The organism is Pseudodonghicola flavimaris, from assembly GCF_030164425.1.
GTDB lineage: Bacteria > Pseudomonadota > Alphaproteobacteria > Rhodobacterales > Rhodobacteraceae > Pseudodonghicola > Pseudodonghicola flavimaris.
Window position 1 is genome coordinate 46,607 of record NZ_JASNJD010000024.1, and the last position, 19,493, is coordinate 66,099.

Sequence of the window (19,493 nt, forward strand, 5' to 3'; positions counted from 1 at the left end):
TTCGATGGGCGGGGTATAAGGAAGCCCCATGACCGCGTCAACTGAGACTTTTTCAAATTTATACAGCAAAAACAGTATCTTAAAAATTAGGTACTATAATACCCCAAGGTTTTGAGCACTCTCAGATCGCGATCAGCTCGGACGGGCTGTCCAGCAGGGCGCAAAGCCTCTGCATCGCCTGTTCGAAGGTATCCAGCGACACCCCGGCATTGATCGCCAGGCGCACGGCATGCGGGGCGCGCGCATTGCGCTGCACGAAATCCTCGGCCGACCGGACCCGCACGCCCTCCGCCTCCGCCGCCTGCACAAAGGCGCCGGCGCGCCACCCCAGCGGCAGCGGCAGCCACAGAAACGGCACGTCCGAGCGCCACACCAGCTGATGTCCGCCAAGAGCGTTCACCGCGCATTGCACGTAATCGCGGATCACCCCGTGGACCTTGTCGGTCAGGGCCGCCAGACGCGGATCGACCAGCAGCCGCGCCATCAGATCGGTCAGCGGCGTCGCGATGCCGAAGAACCCGTGTTCCGCCGCACGCCGCAACTGCGCCGTGCGCTCGCGCGGGGCCAGGGCGAAACCGATCCGCAGCGCCGGGGTGATGCTTTTCGAGATCGAGGTGACATACCAGCTGCGCTCCGGCGCCAGCAGGCGGTAGCCGGGACCGCTGGCCTCCGACACATGATAACAGTTGTCCTCCAGGATCTGGAAATCGCAGCGACGCGCGACGTCGACCAGCGCCTGCCGGCGCGCCTGTGGCGTATGGGTCAGCGTCGGGTTGTGCGCCTCGGGCGAAGTACAGAGGATCTGCGCATCGTGCTGGCGGGCCGCCGCCTCCAGCGCCTCGGGGATCAGCCCCTCCGCATCCATCGGCACCGGCACCACCTCGGCCCGCAGCAATTCGGCGGCACGGCGAAACCCCGGATAGGACAGCTCCTCGACCAGGACCACCGGGCGACGGCCGCGCAGCACGGTCTGCAGCACCAGGCAAAGCGCGTTCTGCCCGCCGTTGGCCAGAACCACATCGCTTTCACGGACCCGGCCCACCGTGCTGGCGGACAGCCAACGCGCCGCCGCCTCCCGCGCCGGGCGAGAGCCTTCGCGCGAGGGGTAGTGCATCATGCCCGAGGGCGGCGCCTTGGCGATTTCCCCCAGCAGTTCCCGGATCAGGCCGGCCTGCCCGACACTGGGCAGATGCGGCGAGAACAGGTTGACGTGATAGCCATCGCCAGCCTCGCTGTTGTGCGGTGCGACGTCGTGGCGGAATTCCGGCTCGGAATCCGCCACGTCCTCTGAGTCCCGGCGATCGGCCGGCGCCACGAAGGTACCGCGCCCGACCTCCGCCAGCAGCACACCTTCGTCGGTCAGCAGCTTATAGGCCCGCGCGACGGTCCCAGGGGTGATGTCCAGCTGATAGGCAAGCTCTCGCACCGGCGGCAGTTTCTCCCCCACCGCCAACTCTCCCGTGCGGATGCCCCGGCGGATCCGGTCGATCACCGCGCGATATTTCGGCCCGGAGGCATCGGCAAAGGTATCCGCCCAAATTGTATCCATGACAATGTTTCCTTTGACCATCTCACCTCACCATTGTACCAAGATACATACGAAACAAGACGAAAGTGTGTCAATACAATTCTCCGAAGGGTGTACCAATGTCTCCTCTGACGCAGTCCGGTTCTTCCACCATCGCGGGCGCAGATCTGCGCCGCAAACCCAGCACGTCGAAGATGCAGCGCATCAAGACCGTGGTGGGGCTGTGGTTCTTCCGTCGACGCACCCGTCAGCAGCTGAGCGAACTCGACACCCATCTTCTGGAAGATATCGGCGTCACCCACGCCCAGGCGCAGAAAGAAGCCAGCCGCCCGTTCTGGCAGGGCTGAGCCCGGCGCCTCACCTTATCCCCGTCCGATCATTCGGACCTCTTCCTGGCCGGGGCTCTGCCCCGGCTCTTTTTTTGCGAAACCGCCCGGGCCATCTGGACGATGGCGCCGGGCGGGTCGGATGATCGGCCCAAGACTTTATTCAGGCTGACAAATTTGTTTGCGAGAGATCGCCACCAGGGTGCGGAACAACAGCCCCAGGATAATCGCGCACAGCGCGGCCAGCGCCACAGAGCCCACGATCAGATGCCCCTGCGACTGTGCCACCCGGGCATAGAGGAAGGAAGCGATGGTCAGCGCCGCCACGGGAAAGGACAGCGCCCACCAGCTGAGCGCGAAGGGCAGCCGCAGCAGTTTCGGCACCTGCACCAGCACCAGCGCGGCGAAGACATAGGCGGCGTTCAGCAGGATATGTCCGAAGGCATCGATCTGACCGGCCAGCTGGTAATAGGCGATGAAGGCCACCGCCGGCGGGGCGATCAGGATCACCAGCGTCGGAAACAGCCGCGCCGGAATCGGATTGTGGAACACGAGCCGGTTCATCACCAGGGTCAGCAACACGATCCAGAACACCAGTCCGGCGGAGAAGAACAGCCAGGAGGTCTCAATGTACCCCAGGCGGACACCGGCGACTGGTACAATCACGTTGCCCACCGCCGGAATGAACCAGGCCGGGGTCAGATGGCCGACCTCGAAGGAGCGGTGGCTGATCCAGCCCGAGACCACGGCGATGGTCAGCACCCCCTGCCCCAGCGTGCCGAGAATCCACAGCACCCGCGCCAGTTCCGGGTCGACGTTGTAATAGGCCGTCGCCGTCAGCAGCAGCGACACGGTCACCGCCGGGAAGAAAGCCAGCCGCACGGGGTGATTCCACTCGCCCTGCACGGCCCCGGGGTAGCGCAGGCCCTTCAGCAGATAGACGCCGGCAATCACAAGAAAGACCAGCGAAGCGAAATACATCACCCACTCCCCCAATGCCCCGGCCCAGGGCAGAACTGGCTGGGCGCCATGCAGCGCCAGCGACAGCCCCATCAGCCCCATGACCACGGCGAAGAAGGTGATCGGGAAATGCGCCAGCCGCTGCCCCTGATGCGGCGCGGAAGCAGCGGGATCCGTGATCTCAGACATTCAAGAAACCTCATGTGTTTTGCGCGATCCTGTTCATTACCGCCGGGGCCGGCCTTGATTCAGGTCAAAAAGTGACATCCTGAAAACAGGTTTTCTGCCGTGTGCCATGGCGCAGGACTGGCAGATCAGGGCAAAACGGCCCAATCGGACGGCAAAGGCCGAACAAACGCAAGGTCAACCGGGGTGCCGCATCAAAGTATACAAAGATCTAACTTGAACGAGTCAGGGGACTCGCGTTAGGTGGGCCTTGGGGGGACACGATCGGGCAATTTGCAGTCTCCCCGCAGCATTTCGCAGTGTGGCATTCGGCGGAGATAAATTTGGGGGGGCCAGTCGGCGGCTGCTGTCCGCGGGGCAGATGCACAAGCGCACAAGGCCCGACCCCGACAGGCCCAGACAGGCCCGAACCCGGCAGCCTCTGCCCCGACCGACACCGCAGCCCATATCGCCACCGCCCGCACCCGGCGCTGACGATCCCGAACGATCCCGGACTACCGCCCGGGGTCACAGGCGCCGCGTGGGTCCCTACCCCCCGCGCGGCGCCCTCTCCCCCGCACCGGTCAGCCCGGCGGAATGGAATAGGTCATCGACGCCCGCGCCACCGGCGCCGGACTCCCCTCCGAGAACAGCAGCACATCGCCCACCGCCAGCACCCGGCCCAGCTTCAGCAGCCGGCATTCGGCCACCACATCGCGGTCGGCGGCAGGTTTGCGCATGAAATCCAGCGAACAATTGGTGGTCACCGCCAGCGCCTGGCGGCCGATCCGCGCCAGCACCATGGCATAGACCGCCACATCCGCCAGCGCGAACATCGACGGCCCAGACACGGTGCCGCCTGGGCGCAGATGCCGCTCCGCGGTTTTCAGACGGATGACGATCCGCTCAGGTTCCAGCGCATCGATCACGAAATCCTCGCGGATCTGCGGAAAGACGCTGTGCAGATAGTCCGACAGCTCCTCGCGGGTCATGGCCAGGCTCATATGGGTCCTCCCCCCTGTTCCTACTCGGGTCTTGCGCCTAGAGTAGCGACAACATCGTCAGGGAGGGCAAGATGGGAATTCTGGAACGTCACGACACCGGCGCGGTGGCGCATCTGCGGCTGAACGCACCGGAGCGGCTGAACGCGCTGTCAGACGAGATGCTGGCAGCGTTGCAGGCCCAGTTCGACGCGCTGAAGGAGGATCGCAGCATTCGGGCCGTCGTGCTGTCGGGCGCCGGCAAGGTGTTCTGCGCCGGGCACGATCTGAAGCAGATGACCGCCGGCCGTCAGGCCGAAGATGGCGGCAAGGCCTATTTCAAGGATCTGTTCGATCGCTGCACCCGGATGATGCTGTCGATCCGCGACCTGCCGCAGCCGATTATCGCCCAGGCCCATGGCATCGCCACCGCCGCCGGCTGCCAGCTGGTGGCGAGCTGCGATCTGGCGGTCGCCGCGGCCGGCACCCGGTTCGGCGTCAACGGCGTCAACATCGGGCTGTTCTGTTCCACCCCGATGGTGCCGCTCAGCCGCAACATCGCCCGCAAACACGCCTTCGAGATGCTGACCACCGGCGATTTCATCGAGGCGGAGGAGGCCCGCAGCCGCGGCCTGATCAACCGCGTCGTCGCGCCCGAGGATCTGGAGGCCGAAACCGCCGCCCTGGCCGCCAAGCTGGCCGACAAGCTGGGCGCGGCGGTCAGAATCGGCAAGCGCGCCTTCTACGATCAGATCGAGATGCCGCTGGATCAGGCCTATGATTATGCCGGGCAGGTGATGGTGGAAAATATGCTCTATCGCGATACCGAAGAAGGGATCGCCGCCTTTCTCGACAAGCGCAGCCCCGACTGGACGCAATAGGCCGGCGGCGGGCGTCGGGTGAACTGATAAAATTCAATACAACAAATTCTTTCTTCGCCCCCGCCCCTGTGGCAGCCTGATGCTACTGCATCCGAACCTGGCCGTCGCCGGTGATGCGTCCCTCCGGGCCGTACTGCTCTCACCGGCTGAACCGTTTCGCCGCGACGGCCAATCTTCGTTCATCGCATCGGCTGCGGTTGTCTTTCCGATCTCCGCATCCTCGTGACCGGCGCGTCCCCTGCGCCGGGTCACGCCCCCGGGGCTTCCCCTCCGCTCTGCCGTTGCACCGGACGCGCGCCTGCCCTATCTGGCGAGACATGAGCGAGACACTTCATATCGTCGGCGGCGGCATGGCCGGGTCCGAGGCCGCCTGGCAGGCGGCAAACGCCGGGGTGCGCGTGGTGATCCACGAAATGCGCCCCAAGGTCGAAACCTTCGCCCACCGCACCGGCAACCTGGCCGAGATGGTCTGTTCCAATTCCTTCCGGTCGGATGACAGCGAACAGAATGCGGTTGGGCTGCTGCATTGGGAAATGCGTGCCGCCGATGGGTTGATCATGGCCACCGCCGATGCCCACCGCCTGCCCGCAGGCGGAGCGCTGGCGGTCGACCGCGATCCGTTTTCGGAAACCGTGACGGCGCGGCTGATGGATCACCCCAATATCTCGGTCTCTTACGAAGAGGTGACCGAGCTGCCCGATCAGGGCCAGTGGATCATCGCCACCGGGCCGCTGACCTCCTCCGCCCTCGGCCAGGCGATCCAGGCAGAGACCGGCGCCGATGCGCTGGCCTTCTTCGATGCCATCGCCCCCATTGTCTATGCCGAAAGCGTCAATATGGACGTGGCCTGGATGCAGTCGCGCTATGACAAGGGCGAGACCGAGGAAGAGCGCACGGCCTACCTCAACTGCCCGATGGACAAGGATCAATACGAGGCCTTCATCGACGCGCTGCTGGCCGCCGACAAGACCGAGTTTCACGAGGGCGAAACGGCGGGCTATTTCGACGGCTGCCTGCCAATCGAGGTGATGGCCGAGCGTGGCCGCGAAACCCTGCGCCACGGGCCGATGAAGCCGGTCGGGCTGACCAATGCCCACAAGCCCGAGGAAAAGGCCTGGGCGGTGGTGCAGCTGCGCCGCGACAACGCACTGGGGACACTCTTCAACATCGTCGGCTTCCAGACCAAGATGAAATACGGCGCGCAAACCGAGGTGTTCCGGATGATCCCGGGGCTGGAGAACGCCAGTTTCGCCCGCCTGGGTGGCATCCACCGCAACACCTTCATCAATTCGCCGACGCTGCTCGATGCGCAGATGCGGCTGAAATCACGGCCCAATATCCGCTTCGCCGGCCAGATCACCGGGGTCGAGGGCTATGTCGAAAGCGCCGCCATGGGGCTGCTGGCCGGGCGGCTGGCGGCGGCGGAGATGACCGGTGGCACGCTCAGCGCCCCGCCCGGAACCACCGCCATGGGCGCGCTGACCACCCATATCACCGGCGGCGCCGAGGCGAAGAGCTTCCAGCCGATGAACGTGAACTTCGGCCTCTTTCCCCCGGTCGAGGGGCTCAGGGGCGGGCGGCGCGGCCGCAAGGACCGCTACAAGGCCTATACCGACCGCGCGAAGGCGGATTTCCAGAGCTGGTTGGCGGGCGCCGCGGGCTGATCCGCCGCCCGCTCCCCAAGGCGTGACCGCGTGCGGCTGGAATCCGGGGCGAAAATCTGCATAGTGCGGCGCATGACACAGACATATCTGGAGAAGATCTACGGCGTCGAGGACGCCGAAACGCAACGCGACGTCTATGACCAATGGGCCGGCAGCTATGATGCCGAGCTCGTTGGCGCCGATTACGCCACGCCCGCCCGGGTCGCCGCCGCCCTGAAATCCATCCTGACCGAGGCCGAGCTGGCCCAGCCGCTGCTGGATTTCGGCTGCGGCACCGGGCTGTCCGGCCAGGCGCTGGCCGATGCCGGGTTCCAACGGCTGCACGGCGCCGATGTTTCGACCGGGATGCTGGAGGCGGCCCGCGCCAAGCAGGTCTATGAAAAGCTGATCCCACTGCCGATGGGCAACCCCGATCCGGCGCTGGTGTCGCGCTACCGGCTGGTGACGGCGGTGGGGGCGATCTCGCCCGGGGCCGCCCCGGCCTCCTGCCTGCCGGCGATCCTGATGGCGCTGCCCTCGGGCGGCCGGATCGCCTTCAGCTATAACGGCCGGGCCTTCGAGGATGCCGAATATGCCCGTACGCTGGAGCGCACCGCAGGCAGTTCCGAGGCGGTGCTGGACTTCGACGAGGATGGCCCGCATGTGGCCGGTCTCGGGTCCACCGCGCGGGTGATGGTGCTGCGGCGGCGATGAGCTTCGTCACCCGGTTTGCGCCCTCTCCCACCGGGCCCCTGCATCTGGGACATGCCTATTCGGCGCTGCTGGCCTGGGATATGGCGCAGGCCGCGGGCGGGACATTCCTGCTCCGGATCGAGGATATCGACCAGAGCCGGTCCCGGCCGGAGTGGGAGGCGCAGAACTACGACGATCTGCACTGGCTGGGGCTGCGCTGGCCGACACCGGTGATGCGGCAATCGGACCGGCTGCCACGCTATGGCGCGGCGCTGGCACGGCTGAGCGATCTGGGGCTGACCTATCCCTGCCGCTGCCGCCGCGCCGATATCGAGGCCGCCGCCGGCGCGCCGCAGGAAGGCGTGCCGCAATTCGGCCCCGACGGGCGGATTTACCCCGGCACCTGCCGCACCCGGAGCATGGGCGAGGCCGGGCCCGAAGACGTGATCCGGCTGAATATGGAAAAAGCCACCGCCGCCCTGCCGCTCCGCGCCTTCACTGAAACCGGGCCGATGCATCCCGGCAGCCATCGCCTCGACCGCGCCCGGCTGATCGAAACCGTCGGCGACATCGTCCTGGTGCGGCGGCAGATGGGCAGTTCCTATCACCTCTCGGTGGTGGTGGATGATGCCGATCAGGGGATCACCCATGTGACCCGGGGCGCCGATCTGTTCGCGGCGACACAGATCCATGTGCTGCTGCAGGCGCTGCTGGGGCTGCCGACCCCGCTCTATCACCACCACCGGCTGATCCGCGATGCCGCCGGCAAGCGGCTGGCCAAACGCGACGATGCCCGGGCGCTGGCACGCTACCGGGCGGAGGGGGTGACGCCGGAGATGATCCGGCAGATGGTCGGCGAGATGGGGCACCAGCCGGCGGGCTCGCCCCCGGCGTGAGGACGGGAGGCGCGCCGCCCCCACCCCGGGATATGTGAGCCAGATCGAAGGGGCGCCGGCACGACAGGTTACTCCATCGGCTTCATCAGCTCCACCTCGGCGCCGTCGCGCACCGCGGTATAGAAACAGCTGCGGCGGTTGGTGTGACAGGCCGGGCCGGTCTGGTTCACCACCACCAGCAGGCAATCGCGGTCGCAATCGATGCGGAAATCCACCAGTTCCTGCACGTGGCCGGAGCTTTCGCCCTTGACCCAGAAGCTCTGCCGCGAGCGCGACCAATAGGTGACGCGGCCGGTTTCCAAGGTGCGGGCGATGGAGGCCGCGTTCATCCAGGCCATCATCAGCACCTCTCCAGTGGCCGCATCCTGAGCGATGGCGGGGATCAGCCCGGCCTCGGTATAGGTCAAAGTCGCGGGATCGAAGGACATGAGCGGAAAACCTTTTGCAACGCCGGTCGGGCCCCCTATGTAGAGAGAAGCGAAGACGAGGGAAACCCATGTCCGGCGACAGCGATCTGATCAAGCTCTATTCGGCCCGCATTCTGGCGCTGGCCGCAGATATTCCGCATCTGGGCCGGCTCGCTGCCCCCGATGCCACCGTCAAGAAACGCTCGCCGTTGTGCGGGTCGACCATTACCGTCGATGTGACGGTAAAGGACCGGCGGATCGCCGATTTCGCCCAGGATGTGAAAGCCTGCGCACTGGGTCAGGCGGCCGCTGCCGTGGTCGGCGCCGCCGCGATCGGCCGCAGCCGGGCCGAGATCGAAAAGGCCCGCGATCAGCTCAAGGCCATGCTGAAAGAGGGCGGCCCGGTGCCCGAGGCCCCCTTTGACGGGCTGGAGGTGCTGTTGCCGGCGCGCGATTACAAGAACCGCCATGCCTCGATCCTGCTGTCGCTGGAGGCGACGGCGGAGGCGATGGCCCAGGCCGAACAGGCCGATTGTGCCTGACCGGCGGCGGCCCCCGGCTGCTGACCCGATGGCTGCTGCGGTGACCGGCAGGGGGCGCCGATGATCCACGGGTTTCTGGAACAATTCGTGACGCTCTGGGTGGTGATCGATCCGATCGGCACCATTCCGGTGTTCATCGCCATCACCGCCGGGCTGTCGGCGGCGCAGCGGCCGCGCGTGGCGCTGCAGGCGGCGGCGGTCAGCGCCGGAGTGCTGCTGTTCTTCCTCGTCTTCGGCCAGATTCTGATCAATGCGCTGGGGATCGGGCTCAATTCCTTTCAGGTCGCCGGCGGCATCGTGCTGTTCCTCTTCGCGCTGACGATGATCTTCGGCGAGGGCAAGACCGAGACCGACCGCCGCGATCTAGACAGCGACGAGACCGGCAGCGCTGCGCCCAACCCGGCGATCTTTCCGCTGGCGGTGCCGTCGCTGGCCTCGCCCGGGGCGATGCTGGCCATCGTGATCCTGACCGACAACAACCGCTTCAGCATCGCCGATCAGGCGGTGACGGCCGTCATCATGCTGGCGGTGATCGCGGTGGCCTATCTGCTGATGCGGCTGGCCGATCCGATCATCCGGCTGATCGGCCATGCGGGATCAGCGATCGTCAGCCGGGTGATGGGCATGGTTCTGGCCTCGGTCGCGGCGAATGCGGTGCTGACGGCGCTGCTGCAGATCATCACCACCGGCCAGCTCTGACCCGGAAGGTCGGCTCGCGCCTTTTCCCGCAGGACACATAAAAAAACCGCCGCACGTCCTGGGCAGGACGGCGGCGGCAGTGATGCGTCTCTCATGCGGGATCCGGGGGACACCATAAGCGCCGGCGGACAACCGGAGCAGCAGGGATCGGGATAGGCAGGTCACCCTCGCATCGGAATGGGACAGGGATGCAAGGCGCCCCCGGCACGGAGATCGCAGGCAGAAACAGAAAACCTCGGATCAGGGCCGTCTCAGATCAGACCGGGCAGATGCAGCGCCGCCACCAGCATGACGACGAGGGAAACGACGCCGAGAGCATCCTGCAGCAGGGTGTCGCGATTGGTGGTCATGGCGGTCTTGATCTGGTTCAGCATCGGGTCAACTCCATGTCGGGGCCGGTCTCAGGGCTGGGCCGGCGATGTTTGTTGACCTTTTGTTCTCATATCACGCCGAGTCGGACAAGAACTTTTTGAGAACATTTGCGAACTTTCAGGAACATCCACGACAATGAGTTGAAAAGGCTTGGGTTTTCCGGCGTCGAACATTCTCGTTTCGATCCGCAGGCAGCCATCACGAGCAGAACCGGCACGGTGCGACTTGGACCACGTCGCGATCAGACCGCGCCCCCGCCCTTCGGCCCTGGAAACAATCCACCGGATCGTTTCCAGGGCGTGGCTCACCCCACGTCGATCAGGCGAATGGCCTGGTCCTGCTGCATCAGCCAGAGCATCGCCCGCGCTGCCTGCCCCCGATCTCCCGACAGCGTCGGGTCGGTTTCCAGCAGCGCCCGCGCATCGCTCTGCGCCACTGCCATCAGCGCCGCCTGCCGCTCCATATCGGCGATGCGGAACCGCGGCAGCCCCGACTGGGCGGTGCCGATCAAATCGCCGGCGCCCCGCATCTGCAGATCGGTCTCGGCAATGCGAAAGCCATCCTCGGTCTCGCGCAGAACCTCCAGCCGGCGCCGGCCGCCCTCGCTCAGGGGCGGCTGATACATCAGCAGGCAGGTGCTTTCGGCACTGCCGCGCCCGACCCGGCCACGCAGCTGATGTAGCTGCGCCAAACCGAATATCTCGGCCCGTTCGATCACCATGATGCTGGCATTGGGCACGTTCACCCCGACCTCGATCACCGTGGTGGCGACCAGAACCGAGGTCTCGCCGCGCTGAAAGGCGGCCATGGCGGCGTCCTTTTCGGCCGGTGGCATCTGGCCATGCACCAGCCCCACATGCCCCTCGCCCAGCACCGCGCGCAGGTGCTTGAACCGCTCCTCCGCCGCGACCAGATCGGAGACCTCGGATTCATCGACCAGCGGGCAGACCCAGTAGCATTGCTTGCCCTCCGAGATCGCCTTGCGCAGATGCGCCACCACCTCGTCGCGCCGCGCGGTGGAAATCACCGCCGTCTTCACCGGTTTGCGCCCGGGCGGCTTCTCATCCAGCACCGAGACATCCATATCGCCATATTGCGCCAGCGCCAGCGACCGCGGGATCGGCGTCGCTGTCATCACCAGCACATCGGCGCCCATGCCCTTTTCCGCCAGCTCCATCCGCTGGCGCACACCGAAGCGGTGCTGTTCATCGACAATGGCCAGCCGCAGATCGGCGAAGGCCACATCCGGCTGGAACACCGCGTGGGTGCCGACGAGGATCTGGATATCGCCGCGCCTGAGGGCCTCCAGCTTGGCGCGCCGCTCCGCCCCCTTGTCGCGCCCGGTCAAGAGCTCCAGCACCACGCCGGCCTCTTCCGCCATCGGGCGCAGCCCCTCCAGATGCTGGCGGGCGAGGATTTCGGTGGGGGCCATCATCACCCCCTGCCCGCCGGCCTCCACCGCGATCAGCAGCGCCAGGAAGGCGACCAGAGTCTTGCCGGCGCCGACATCGCCCTGCAGCAGCCGGTTCATCCGCTGCGGTGCCGCCATATCGGCGGCGATCTCCTCCACCGCGCGGGACTGGGCGCCGGTGGGCCGGTAGGGCAAGGCCGAGAGCACCCGGTTGCGCAGCCGCCCCGTGCCCTCGGTGACGATACCGCGCCCCTTGCGTTCGCGCCGCCGGGCTAGCGCCAGGGTCATCTGATGGGCGAAGAACTCATCATAGGCCAGCCGTTCGCGCGCCGGCGCCGTCAGGGTGACATCATCGACGCCCTCGGGGGCATGGGCCATCCGCAGCGCACCGGCCCAGTCGGGCCAGCCCTGTTTGACCAGCAGCGCCGGATCGATCCATTCGGCCAGGTCCGGGGTCCGCATCAGGGCAGAGCGCGTCGCCTTGAACATCAGCTTCTGGCTGACCCCCTGGGTCAGGTGATAGACCGGTTCGAAATCCGGGATATCGCCCGCCTCCTCCACCGGCAGCATGTGATCGGGATGGACCATCTGGGCCATGCCGTCGAACAGCTCCAGCTTGCCGGAGACCACCCGTTTCGCGCCCTCCGGCAGCACCCGCTTGAGATAGTCGCCACGGGCGTGGAAGAAGACCAGCTGAAACTCCTCCTGCGCGTCGGAGACATGGACGCGATAGGCGCCGCCGCGGCTGCGCGGCGGGCGATGCGTTCCCACCGTCACCTCCACCGTCAGGGTCGAGGGCAGCTCGGCGCCGCGGATGCTGTCGCGGCGGCGGCGGTCGATCACCGCATAGGGCAGATGGAACAGCAGATCGCGTGGCAGCGCCAGGCCCAGTTGCCCCATCAGCTGGGCGGTCTTGGGTCCGACGCCCTCCAGCGTCTCCAGCCCCGCGAACAGCGGGAAGAGCGGTTCCGGCCGCCCGCTCATGCCGCCCCGATCAGGCTCAGCCAGGCGTCCTCATCCATGGTACGGATGCCGAGTTCGGCGGCCTTGGTCGCCTTCGAGCCGGCACCGGGCCCGGCGACGAGGATATCGGTCTTCTTGCTGACGGAGCCCGACACCTTGGCGCCGAGCGCTTCGGCCCGCGCCTTGGCCTCGGCCCGGGTCATCTTCTCCAGCGTGCCGGTGAAGACCACGGTCAACCCGGCCACCGGGCTGCCTTCGGACTTCGGCGCCTCCACCGCCTGAATGTCGAGATGCGCTGCCAGCCGGTCGATCGAGGCCCGCTCCGCCCCCTGGGCGAAGGCGGTGGCAAGGGCCATGGCGACGATGGTGCCGATGCCGTCGACCCCCACCAGATCGTCCCAGGCGGCACGGGCGCCCTCGGGCAGCGCCGGCTCCGCCGACCAGACGGCGGCACGGGTGTCGGCGATCCGGGCGCGCCGGCCATCATCGGCCGCGGCCAGCCGTTCGACGGCCACCGCATCTTCGGCCTGCTGGTGCCGTTCCAGCGCCGGGCGGGCGGTATCGAGCGCGGCGATCATCGCCTCCCAGGTCCCGTAGTGACGCGCCAGATCGCGGGCGACCACCTCGCCAACATGGCGGATGCCGAGCGCGAAGATCACCCGGTTCAGCCCGATGCGGCGCCGTTCCTCGATCGCGGCAAAAAGGTTCTGCGCCGATTTCTCGCCCCAGCCCTTGATCTGCGCCAGTGGCCGGCCGGCCAGATGGCGGATGCCGGCGATCACATGATCGGCGTCGCCCTCATCGACCGGCACACCGGAGCCGCGCAGCATCTCGGCCAGCTGCGCCAGCACACCGCCGCGCCGGTCCGGGTCGCTGATCTGCTGTTCGATGCGGGCACGGGGATCGGCGGTCAGCTGGCCCGCATCGCCATCGCGCGCCGCCAGCATGAAGATATCCGCCGGTTCGGAAATCCGGCACATCAGGTAGAAGAACTCCACCTGCCGGGCGCCCAGCCCCTCGATATCGAAGGCGGCGCGGGAGACGAAATGCTTGAGCTTTTCCACCGCCTGCGCCGGGCAGATCAGTCCGCCGGTGCAGCGGCGGACGGAATCGCCCTCCTCCCGCACCGCCTCGGATCCGCATTCCGGGCAAACATGCGGGAACTGGTAAGGCTCCGCCCCCTCGGGGCGTTTCGACAGATCGACATCGGCCACCTTGGGGATCACGTCACCAGCGCGATAGACCTGCACCCAGTCGCCGACGCGGATATCCTTGCCCTCGCGCAGCACCTCGCCCGAGGCGGAGCGGCCGGCGATGTAATCCTCGTTATGCAGGGTGGCGTTGGAGACCACGACGCCGCCCACCGTCACCGGGGTCAGCCGCGCCACCGGCGACAGCGCGCCGGTGCGGCCGACCTGGATGTCGATCGTCTCCAGCCGGGTCCAGGCCAGCTCGGCCGGGAACTTGTGGGCGATGGCCCAGCGGGGCGTGGTGGAGCGGAACCCCAGCCGGCCCTGCAGCGCCAGGTCGTTGACCTTATAGACCACCCCGTCGATGTCATAGCCGAGCGTGGCGCGCTGTTCCTCGATCCGGGCATAATGCGCCAGCATGGCGTCTGGACCGTCGCAAAGCACGGTCAGATCGTTGGTGACGAAGCCCAGATCGCGCAGCCGGGCGATGGCGCCCATCTGGGTCTCGGCCAGCGGTTCCGACAACTCTCCCCAGCTATAGGCGAAATAGCGCAGCGGCCGCGACCGGGTGATCTCGGGATCGAGCTGGCGCAGCGATCCGGCGGCGGCGTTGCGCGGATTGGCAAAGGTCTTTTCGCCCTTCTCCTCCTGCCGCGCGTTCAGCGCCTCGAAATCTGCATGCGCCATATAGACCTCGCCACGCACCTCGAGAACCGCCGGCGCGCCGGAGAGCGTTTGCGGGATATCCGGGATGGTGCGGGCGTTGGCGGTGACATTCTCGCCCACCGCGCCGTCGCCACGGGTGGCGGCCTGCACCAGGATGCCGTTTTCATAGCGCAGCGACAGCGACAGCCCGTCGATCTTCGGCTCGGCGGTATAGGCGATCTGCCGCGCCTCCAGCCCGAGGTATTTGCGCACGCTGAGATCGAAGGCCGCCACATCCTCGGCCTCGAAGGCATTGCCAAGCGACATCATCCGCTGGGCATGGGTGACCTTGGCGAAGCCCTCCGCCGGGCGGGCGCCGACGCGGTCCGAGGCGCTGTCGGGACGTTTCAGATCGGGAAATCGGGCCTCGATGGCCGCGTTGCGCCGCTTCAGCGCGTCGTAATCCGCATCCGACATCACCGGCGCATCGTCGCCGTGATAGGCGGTATCCGCCTGCAGCAGAAGACCGGCCAGCCGCGCGAGTTCCGCGCGGGCCTGATCCTCGGTCAGAGTGTCAACCGGGAGCTGTTCGATGTCGTCCGTCACGTGCCTGCGCGCCTCGCCCTTGGTGCCGAATGGGGGTTCGGTATGGTGATAGGGCGCAGACCGGCTCAGGTCCAGAGCGGCGGCGATCACGCCGCCCGGACCCTGCCCCGGTCCGGGTTCGGCGCGGTGTCACAGCCCGCCTTGAAAAGATTTAAGGCCGGGCTCAGGCGGTGGCGGCGAGCTTTTCGGTTTCCGCCGCTTCGCGCGGATCGCGCAGGACATAGCCACGGCCCCAGACGGTTTCGATGTAGTTTTCGCCACCGGTGGCCTGCGACAGTTTCTTGCGCAGCTTGCAGATGAAGACGTCGATGATCTTCAGCTCCGGCTCATCCATGCCGCCATAGAGGTGGTTCAGGAACATCTCCTTGGTCAGCGTGGTGCCCTTGCGCAGGCTCAGAAGCTCCAGCATCTGGTATTCCTTACCGGTCAGATGCACCGGCTCGCCAGCCACTTCCACCGTCTTGGCATCCAGGTTCACCGCGATCTTGCCGGTGTGGATCACCGATTGCGAATGCCCCTTGGAGCGGCGGATGATCGCATGGATCCGCGCCACCAGCTCATCGCGATGGAAAGGTTTGGTCAGATAGTCGTCGGCACCGAAGCCAAAGCCCTTGAGCTTGCTTTCGGTATCGTCGGCGCCGGTCAGGATCAGGATCGGCGTATCGACACGGGCCAATCGAATCTGCCGCAGCACCTCATGGCCGCTCATGTCGGGCAGGTTCAGATCCAGCAGGATCAGATCGTAATCGTAGAGCTTGGCGAGGTCGATGCCCTCTTCCCCCAGCTCGGTGGTATACACATTCAGGTTGGCATGCGTCAAAATCAGCTCGATGCTTTTCGACGTTGCCGGATCGTCCTCGACCAATAGTACACGCATAATGGAATCTCCGTAGAAGCCACCTCCGATAGTCGCGTTAACCTTGGCGAAAATGTGTTAATCGCGTGTTACTACCGTGATATCTGCCACGGAAGTATCACATATCAACCTATGGTTGTCGATATTTTTTCAAAGCGGTCGCTTTCAGGGCCTGTTCGCCGTGTTTGGTTACCGCGCCGATCCAGGACTGAAGCTCCTCATCGCTCAGCGAATAGCGTTTTCGCGCCTCGCTTTCCGTGATCAGCCCGTAGATCACCCCGCGCACCACCGCCGCCTTGCGCGACGCGACCCAGCGCTGGGTCGATGCCGGGGGCAGATCGGCCCGTGTCATGGTCGTGCCATCCGGTAGCTTAACGGCCCGCGGTCCTTCCACTTTCTTCAGATACATCACCAACACCTCAGAGATTCCCGCCCCAGAGATGACAGAGAGGCCTTAACCGTTGGTGAAACCGCCCCTTGAGAGTGTCGCAGATTTTCCTATATTCCGACGCACTTGCTGCTTTTGCGGCGTTCACCCCCCGACCGCGACGATCAAGGAGCCGCCGCCATGGCGCTGGATACCGATACCCCGCTGAATTCGCTTGGCTTTCCCAAGCCCCCGTCCGAGACCCGGGTGGTGGTGGCGATGTCCGGCGGCGTCGACAGCTCGGTGGTGGCTGCGCATCTGGCCGCCGAAGGCTATGACGTGGTCGGCGTGACGCTGCAGCTTTACGATCATGGCGCTGCCCTGGCCAAGAAGGGCGCCTGCTGCGCCGGCATCGATATCCATGACGCCCGCCGCGTCGCGGAGGAGCGCGGCTTTCCGCATTACGTTCTGGATTACGAGAACATCTTCAAGGACGCGGTGATCGACGAATTCGCCGACAGCTATCTGGCCGGCGCCACCCCGGTGCCCTGCATCCGCTGCAACGAACGGGTGAAATTCAAGGATCTGCTGGAGACGGCGAAGGATCTTGAGGCCGACTGCATGGCCACCGGCCATTACATCCAGCGCAAGATGGGTCCCAACGGGCCGGAACTGCACAGCGCCGCCGATCCGAACCGCGACCAGTCCTATTTCCTGTTCTCCACCACGCCAGAGCAGCTGGCCTATCTGCGGTTCCCGCTGGGCCATCTGCCGTCGAAGGACGCCACCCGGGCGATGGCGGCGGATTACGGGCTGGCGGTGGCCGACAAGCCCGACAGCCAGGACATCTGCTTCGTGCCGAACGGCAATTACGCCAGCGTGATCGAGAAGCTCCGCCCCGGCGCGGCGGAACCGGGCGAGATCGTGCATGCCGACGGCCGCGTGCTGGGCACCCATGATGGGGTGATTCACTATACCATCGGCCAGCGCCGCGGGCTGGGCATCGGCGGGCTCGCCGAGCCGCTTTATGTGGTCAAGCTGGATGTCGACAAGAAACAGGTCGTGGTCGGCCCGAAAGAACTGCTCTCGACCCGGATCATCCCGGTGCGGGAGATCAACTGGTTGGGCGATGAGCCCTTCACCTCGCGTCCGGAATGGCATCTGTCGGTCAAGGTCCGCTCGACCCGGCCACCGCGCGAGGCCATCGTGCGGCCGCTGTCGCCGACCACGGCGGAGGTGGAGCTGCTGACACCGGAGGAAGGCATCTCTCCCGGACAGGCCTGCGTGTTCTATGAAACCGAAGGCAGCCGTATCTTCGGCGGCGGCTGGATCTGGCGCGGCGAATAGGGCGCTTTCCCCGATCTCGGGCGATCCCGGCCGCCCACGGGCGCGGGTCTGCTAAGGAACTACGCTGCCGCCTGGCGCCCCATCCGCGCCAGTACCGCCCGGGCGGCCCGCAGGCCCGGTGCCTCGCCGCCCTGCCCCAGCCGCTCCATCGTCAGTGCCATCGCCTGGTGCTGCGCCTGCGGCGCGGCCAGTTCGCGCAGCACGGTCTCCGCGATCAGATCGGCCCGGCAGTCAGGGCCGAGGCATTCCGGCACCACGCGGGTCTCGCTGACCAGATTAACCAGATTGGCGGTGTCGATCAGCGCCATGCGCTGCATGATCTGCCAGGTCAGCCAGTTGAAATCATAGGCCATCACCATCGGCGTCGCCGCCGCCGCCAGCTCCAGCGCCACAGTGCCCGAGGCCGCCATCGCCAGTTCAGCGGTGCGGAACGCAGCGCGTTTGTGGATCATCGCCTCCGGCGCCCCCGGATCAAGGATCAGCGGCGCTTGCGCCCAGCCCGCCGTCAGCTCCCGCACCAGCCCCACCACCGGGCCGGCGGCGGGCAGCACCGGCCGCAGATCGGGGCGCGCCGCCAGGACCTGCGCCAGCGCCGGGCCGAAGACCGGGGCCAGACGGCTCACCTCGCCCCGCCGCGATCCCGGCAGCACCAGCAAGACCGGCGCCTCTCCCAGTCCGTGGGCGCCGCGAAAGGCCGCGACCTCTTCCCCGGTCGCCACCGGTTCCGCCACCACCGGGTGCCCGACGAAATCGCAGGCCATGCCCGCGGCCTCCATATAGGGCGGCTCAAAGGGCAGAAGCGCCAGGACATGGTCGATGACCTGCGCCATCTTCGCCGCCCGCCCCGGCCGCCAGGCCCAGACGCTGGGGGCGACGTAATGCACCGTGCGGATATCGCTTCCGGCCTTCACCAGCTTGGCGACCCGCAGGCAGAAATCCGGACTGTCGATGCCGATCACCACATCGGGCCGGGTGTCGAGCGCGGCCTGCGCCGTCTCGGCGATCCGCCGTTTCAGGTGGAAATACTTCGGCAGGACCTCGGCCAGCCCCATCACGCTCAGCTCATCCATGGGAAACCGGCTGGTCAGCCCTTCGGCCTGCATCAGCGGCCCGCCGATCCCGTCGAAGACCACCTCCGGCGCCAGCGCCTTCAACCCCGCCATCAGCGCGCCCCCTAGCCGGTCGCCCGAGGGCTCTCCGGCGATCAGGAAGACCCGCATCAGCCGGCCCGTTCCCGCGACCAGAGGAACAGCCCCATCCGGTCGCAGGTCGCCACCACCGCCTCTGGGTCCAGCAGGATCACGCCCTCGGCCTCGATCACGATGCCTTCCAGCCCCGCATCCGCGGCGCCGCGTACGGTATCGGGGCCGATGGCCGGCAGATCGGCGCGGCGGTCCTGATCCGGTTTCGGCGCCTTGAAGAGAATGCCGCCGCCGTCATCGGGACGGTCGAACAGGGTCGACAACATCCAGTCGGTGCCGAAGGCGCCTTCCACCGCCAGCGCCTGACCGTTCAGCACCGCGCAGGCCTGGCCGATATCGGCCGCGCCCATGGCGGCAACGATCTCCGCCCCGCGGATCGCATCGCGGCGGTGCGGCTCAGCCGGCTGCGCCGCGGTCGGGCAGCCCGGACCGATCAGCAGCCCCGGCGCCGCCTCCTGCGCTGGCAGAACGGTAAAGCCCGCGCTTTCGAAAATGCCGATCACCGCGCGCAGGGCACCGTCGTCGCCGGCCTGCAGCGCCGAGGTCAGCACCGGCACGAAGGGCAGCGTCGCGGCATCCAGCGCCGCCGGATCCACTGCAGGCCGGCGGATGCCGCCGGCCATGCAGACGCCGGTCACCCCCCGCTCCTTGAGATCGGCGATCAGGCTGCCCAACGTTTCGATCCGGAACCACAGATCCACGTCCAGCCGGTCGGGCCCGTTGTCCTCCAGCGCGCAGATCAACGCTGGTTCGGCCTGCGCCCGGGCAATTGCCACCGGCAGGGCGCCACGTCCGGCGATCAGCGCCAGCATCG

19 protein-coding genes are annotated in these 19,493 nt (G+C 66.7%); 8 read left to right on the plus strand and 11 right to left on the minus strand.

Going from position 1 to position 19,493, the window contains the following annotated elements; all coding sequences use genetic code 11:
• Nucleotides 1–121: 121 nt before the first annotated feature.
• Nucleotides 122–1,549 carry an aminotransferase-like domain-containing protein gene (locus tag QO033_RS21955; RefSeq protein WP_284483045.1) on the minus strand — a complete coding sequence of 476 codons (1,428 nt, stop codon included), beginning with the start codon at nt 1,547–1,549 and terminating at the stop codon, nt 122–124.
• A 98-nt stretch (nt 1,550–1,647) separates the two neighbouring features.
• Here QO033_RS21955 and QO033_RS21960 point away from each other — a divergent pair, with 98 nt between their 5' ends.
• Nucleotides 1,648–1,875 (plus strand): DUF1127 domain-containing protein, encoded by a 228-nt coding sequence (locus tag QO033_RS21960; protein WP_407682138.1) that lies wholly within the window; start codon nt 1,648–1,650, stop codon nt 1,873–1,875.
• Nucleotides 1,876–2,013: 138 nt separating this feature from the next.
• Here QO033_RS21960 and QO033_RS21965 read toward each other — a convergent pair whose 3' ends face one another.
• Nucleotides 2,014–3,003 carry an SLAC1 anion channel family protein gene (locus QO033_RS21965; RefSeq protein WP_284483046.1) on the minus strand — a complete coding sequence of 330 codons (990 nt, stop codon included), beginning with the start codon at nt 3,001–3,003 and terminating at the stop codon, nt 2,014–2,016.
• Between the two features lie 560 nt (nt 3,004–3,563).
• Entirely contained in the window at nt 3,564–3,983 is a 420-nt protein-coding gene (locus tag QO033_RS21970; RefSeq protein WP_284483047.1) for a PaaI family thioesterase, read from the minus strand.
• Nucleotides 3,984–4,054: 71 nt separating this feature from the next.
• Here QO033_RS21970 and QO033_RS21975 point away from each other — a divergent pair, with 71 nt between their 5' ends.
• From QO033_RS21975 to gluQRS, 4 genes are all read left to right on the plus strand, one after another.
• The gene (locus QO033_RS21975; RefSeq protein WP_284483048.1) at nt 4,055–4,840 is read left to right on the plus strand and encodes an enoyl-CoA hydratase; all 786 of its coding nucleotides are present in this window, start codon (nt 4,055–4,057) and stop codon (nt 4,838–4,840) included.
• Between the two features lie 317 nt (nt 4,841–5,157).
• Complete coding sequence (gene trmFO / locus QO033_RS21980; RefSeq protein WP_284483049.1) at nt 5,158–6,504, plus strand: methylenetetrahydrofolate--tRNA-(uracil(54)-C(5))-methyltransferase (FADH(2)-oxidizing) TrmFO; 1,347 nt, start codon at nt 5,158–5,160, stop codon at nt 6,502–6,504.
• 72 nt (nt 6,505–6,576) lie between these two features.
• On the plus strand, nt 6,577–7,197 hold the full coding sequence (locus tag QO033_RS21985; RefSeq protein WP_284483050.1) for a class I SAM-dependent DNA methyltransferase: 621 nt from the start codon (nt 6,577–6,579) through the stop codon (nt 7,195–7,197).
• The gene (gene gluQRS / locus QO033_RS21990) at nt 7,194–8,072 is read left to right on the plus strand and encodes a tRNA glutamyl-Q(34) synthetase GluQRS (RefSeq protein ID WP_284483051.1); all 879 of its coding nucleotides are present in this window, start codon (nt 7,194–7,196) and stop codon (nt 8,070–8,072) included. Before QO033_RS21985 ends, gluQRS begins: the two co-directional genes overlap by 4 nt.
• Before the next feature lie 68 nt (nt 8,073–8,140).
• On the opposite strand, the gene hisI is transcribed toward gluQRS, so the two are convergent.
• Nucleotides 8,141–8,500 (minus strand): phosphoribosyl-AMP cyclohydrolase, encoded by a 360-nt coding sequence (hisI, locus tag QO033_RS21995; protein ID WP_284483052.1) that lies wholly within the window; start codon nt 8,498–8,500, stop codon nt 8,141–8,143.
• A gap of 68 nt (nt 8,501–8,568) precedes the next feature.
• Here hisI and QO033_RS22000 point away from each other — a divergent pair, with 68 nt between their 5' ends.
• Both QO033_RS22000 and QO033_RS22005 read left to right on the plus strand, forming a co-directional pair.
• The gene (locus QO033_RS22000; RefSeq protein ID WP_284483053.1) at nt 8,569–9,021 is read left to right on the plus strand and encodes an iron-sulfur cluster assembly scaffold protein; all 453 of its coding nucleotides are present in this window, start codon (nt 8,569–8,571) and stop codon (nt 9,019–9,021) included.
• A 60-nt stretch (nt 9,022–9,081) separates the two neighbouring features.
• Nucleotides 9,082–9,720: a MarC family protein gene (locus QO033_RS22005; protein WP_321170056.1), complete on the plus strand. Its 639-nt coding sequence runs from the start codon at nt 9,082–9,084 to the stop codon at nt 9,718–9,720.
• 251 nt (nt 9,721–9,971) lie between these two features.
• Here the strand turns inward: QO033_RS22005 and QO033_RS22010 are convergent, their stop codons facing one another.
• The 5 genes from QO033_RS22010 to sciP form a co-directional block, all read right to left on the minus strand.
• Nucleotides 9,972–10,094, minus strand: a complete 123-nt coding sequence (locus QO033_RS22010) for a hypothetical protein (protein WP_284483054.1) — start codon at nt 10,092–10,094, stop codon at nt 9,972–9,974.
• Nucleotides 10,095–10,396: 302 nt separating this feature from the next.
• Nucleotides 10,397–12,487 carry an ATP-dependent DNA helicase RecG gene (gene recG, locus QO033_RS22015; protein ID WP_284483055.1) on the minus strand — a complete coding sequence of 697 codons (2,091 nt, stop codon included), beginning with the start codon at nt 12,485–12,487 and terminating at the stop codon, nt 10,397–10,399.
• A complete protein-coding gene (gene ligA / locus QO033_RS22020; RefSeq protein WP_284483087.1) occupies nt 12,484–14,871 on the minus strand; it encodes an NAD-dependent DNA ligase LigA in 2,388 nt (795 codons plus the stop codon). The genes recG and ligA overlap by 4 nt, the downstream gene beginning before the upstream one ends.
• Nucleotides 14,872–15,070: 199 nt before the next feature.
• Complete coding sequence (gene ctrA / locus QO033_RS22025; RefSeq protein ID WP_284483056.1) at nt 15,071–15,784, minus strand: response regulator transcription factor CtrA; 714 nt, start codon at nt 15,782–15,784, stop codon at nt 15,071–15,073.
• A 109-nt stretch (nt 15,785–15,893) separates the two neighbouring features.
• A complete protein-coding gene (sciP, locus tag QO033_RS22030) occupies nt 15,894–16,172 on the minus strand; it encodes a CtrA inhibitor SciP (protein WP_284483057.1) in 279 nt (92 codons plus the stop codon).
• A gap of 159 nt (nt 16,173–16,331) precedes the next feature.
• Here sciP and mnmA point away from each other — a divergent pair, with 159 nt between their 5' ends.
• The gene (gene mnmA / locus QO033_RS22035) at nt 16,332–17,477 is read left to right on the plus strand and encodes a tRNA 2-thiouridine(34) synthase MnmA (RefSeq protein ID WP_284483058.1); all 1,146 of its coding nucleotides are present in this window, start codon (nt 16,332–16,334) and stop codon (nt 17,475–17,477) included.
• A gap of 59 nt (nt 17,478–17,536) precedes the next feature.
• Here mnmA and lpxB read toward each other — a convergent pair whose 3' ends face one another.
• On the minus strand, nt 17,537–18,697 hold the full coding sequence (gene lpxB / locus QO033_RS22040) for a lipid-A-disaccharide synthase (protein ID WP_284483059.1): 1,161 nt from the start codon (nt 18,695–18,697) through the stop codon (nt 17,537–17,539).
• Nucleotides 18,697–19,491 (minus strand): LpxI family protein, encoded by a 795-nt coding sequence (locus QO033_RS22045; RefSeq protein WP_284483060.1) that lies wholly within the window; start codon nt 19,489–19,491, stop codon nt 18,697–18,699. The genes lpxB and QO033_RS22045 overlap by 1 nt, the downstream gene beginning before the upstream one ends.
• Nucleotides 19,492–19,493 lie beyond the last annotated feature (2 nt).

Excerpts from the sequence above, each read along its gene's own strand:
- QO033_RS21970 (WP_284483047.1), bottom strand. The coding sequence starts at position 3,983 with ATGAGCCTGGCCATGACCCGCGAGGAGCTGTCGGACTATCTGCACAGC.
- QO033_RS22010 (WP_284483054.1), bottom strand. The coding sequence starts at position 10,094 with ATGCTGAACCAGATCAAGACCGCCATGACCACCAATCGCGACACCCTG.
- QO033_RS21960 (WP_407682138.1), top strand. The coding sequence starts at position 1,648 with ATGTCTCCTCTGACGCAGTCCGGTTCTTCCACCATCGCGGGCGCAGAT.
- gluQRS (WP_284483051.1), top strand. The coding sequence starts at position 7,194 with ATGAGCTTCGTCACCCGGTTTGCGCCCTCTCCCACCGGGCCCCTGCAT.
- QO033_RS21965 (WP_284483046.1), bottom strand. The coding sequence starts at position 3,003 with ATGTCTGAGATCACGGATCCCGCTGCTTCCGCGCCGCATCAGGGGCAG.
- ctrA (WP_284483056.1), bottom strand. The coding sequence starts at position 15,784 with ATGCGTGTACTATTGGTCGAGGACGATCCGGCAACGTCGAAAAGCATC.
- hisI (WP_284483052.1), bottom strand. The coding sequence starts at position 8,500 with ATGTCCTTCGATCCCGCGACTTTGACCTATACCGAGGCCGGGCTGATC.
- QO033_RS21955 (WP_284483045.1), bottom strand. The coding sequence starts at position 1,549 with ATGGATACAATTTGGGCGGATACCTTTGCCGATGCCTCCGGGCCGAAA.
- lpxB (WP_284483059.1), bottom strand. The coding sequence starts at position 18,697 with ATGCGGGTCTTCCTGATCGCCGGAGAGCCCTCGGGCGACCGGCTAGGG.
- trmFO (WP_284483049.1), top strand. The coding sequence starts at position 5,158 with ATGAGCGAGACACTTCATATCGTCGGCGGCGGCATGGCCGGGTCCGAG.
- QO033_RS22045 (WP_284483060.1), bottom strand. The coding sequence starts at position 19,491 with ATGCTGGCGCTGATCGCCGGACGTGGCGCCCTGCCGGTGGCAATTGCC.
- mnmA (WP_284483058.1), top strand. The coding sequence starts at position 16,332 with ATGGCGCTGGATACCGATACCCCGCTGAATTCGCTTGGCTTTCCCAAG.
- QO033_RS22000 (WP_284483053.1), top strand. The coding sequence starts at position 8,569 with ATGTCCGGCGACAGCGATCTGATCAAGCTCTATTCGGCCCGCATTCTG.
- sciP (WP_284483057.1), bottom strand. The coding sequence starts at position 16,172 with ATGTATCTGAAGAAAGTGGAAGGACCGCGGGCCGTTAAGCTACCGGAT.
- QO033_RS22005 (WP_321170056.1), top strand. The coding sequence starts at position 9,082 with ATGATCCACGGGTTTCTGGAACAATTCGTGACGCTCTGGGTGGTGATC.
- recG (WP_284483055.1), bottom strand. The coding sequence starts at position 12,487 with ATGAGCGGGCGGCCGGAACCGCTCTTCCCGCTGTTCGCGGGGCTGGAG.
- QO033_RS21985 (WP_284483050.1), top strand. The coding sequence starts at position 6,577 with ATGACACAGACATATCTGGAGAAGATCTACGGCGTCGAGGACGCCGAA.
- QO033_RS21975 (WP_284483048.1), top strand. The coding sequence starts at position 4,055 with ATGGGAATTCTGGAACGTCACGACACCGGCGCGGTGGCGCATCTGCGG.